Genomic DNA, 1,588 nt, shown 5'->3' on the forward strand with positions numbered 1-1,588 from the left:
GTTTCAGGCAATACTGAAGTTATCGAGCTGTTCGAGTCGAGATGATGTTTAGTCGATCTACGCAGCGGCTATGAACTGCTGACAGTTGCGCCGGCGACGCGAAGGGCCGATCGATGAGCGGGGTTACGCCATGGGGATTCCTGTTGATCAGGAGCCAGGCACTAGGGTGACCCGCCGTGGACGCCCTCCCCGATCCGACAGACGCCCTGTCCGCTGTACCTGTCGCGGGTTCCCGGCGGTCGACGCCGGTGGTCGGGCACGTCAAGTTCTTCTTCGGCCCGATGGACTGCGGCAAGTCGACGCTCGCGCTGCAGATCGACCACAACAACTCGCGGCNNGCCGGATCGGCATCACCCGCGAAGCCGTGGAGATCCGCGACGACGATCTCCGCCGGCTGGTCCGCGCCGAGTGGGCCGAGGGCAGGCGGGTGGACTACCTGATCGTCGACGAGGCCCAGTTCCTGTCCCCCGAGCAGGTGGAACAACTCTCCGAACTCGCGGACGACGTCCAGGTCGACGTCTACTGCTTCGGACTCGCCACGGATTTCCGCGGCGAGCTGTTCCCCGGCTCGCAGCGGTTGTTCGAGCTGGCGGACGAACTGAAGGCGATCCAGGTGGAGGTGCTGTGCTGGTGCGGGGTGCCGGGGCGGTTCAACGCGCGGGTGCGGGCCGGACGGGTGATTCGCGCTGGAGACACGGTTCTGGTCGCGGACACGGCGACGGACACGGAACAGCACCGATCGGGTACAGAGAGCAATGGTGTAACCGATACCACGGAAACTACTGTCCGTTATCAAGTGCTCTGTCGGCGTCACTTCCGGTTGGGTGATCTAGGGCCTGACGTCGCACAAAGTGGCCAGCTGCGCTTGGCCTAGGCGGTTACCCACAGGGTTGGCTAGGCCATTAGAGTGACGCGTGAGCACAGTAGCTTGATAACGCGTCACGATCCTGTGGCGATCGCATCCATTAGTAGGAAGCCTTCGTTGACGAGTGAACGACGTCACTGTGGGCGACCATGAGAGCGAACCGGAAACAAACGGAGCAATCCGGGCGTTGCACACGGTGAGCAAGAAGCCTGGGCCCCGGCCCTGAGCCGAGCGAAAGGACACCGCCATGGCCGACCGCGTTTTGCGTGGAAGCCGGCTCGGAGCAGTCAGCTACGAGACCGACCGCAACCACGATCTCGCTCCGCGCCGGGCAGCGCGGTACGCCTGCCCGAAGGGACACGACTTCGAGGTCCCGTTCTCCGACGACGCCGAGCTGCCGCCGACCTGGGAATGCCGCCTCCACGGCACCGAGTCGAAGATCATCGACGGGGTCGAGCCGGAGGTGAAGAAGATCAAGCCGCCGCGCACGCACTGGGACATGCTCCTGGAGCGCCGGTCCATCCCCGAGCTCGAGGAGCTGCTCGACGAGCGCCTCGAAGAGCTTCGCGGACGCCGCACCCGCACGGCCTGATCTGTCGCAGACGCTTCAAGCCGTCCCGGTCTCCCGCCGGGGCGGCTTTTTGCGTGCCTGGGGCCCCCCGGTGCGGGTTCACTCACAAGGCCCCCATCAGCCCCACCTTCCGACACGCGGGGACCTTTCGT

Annotated in this window: 1 protein-coding gene and 1 pseudogene; both read left to right on the forward strand. The window is 65.1% G+C overall.

All coding sequences use genetic code 11. The features are described 5' to 3' along the window. Positions 1–281: 281 nt before the first annotated feature. A pseudogene (locus B0F77_RS46510) lies at positions 282–874 on the forward strand (thymidine kinase). Between the two features lie 238 nt (positions 875–1,112). Further along, positions 1,113–1,457, forward strand: a complete 345-nt coding sequence (locus B0F77_RS46515) for an RNA polymerase-binding protein RbpA (protein ID WP_065919117.1) — start codon at positions 1,113–1,115, stop codon at positions 1,455–1,457. Positions 1,458–1,588 lie beyond the last annotated feature (131 nt).

The sequence above is a fragment of the Lentzea kentuckyensis genome (assembly GCF_002150765.1).
GTDB classification, from domain to species: Bacteria; Actinomycetota; Actinomycetes; order Mycobacteriales; family Pseudonocardiaceae; genus Lentzea; species Lentzea kentuckyensis.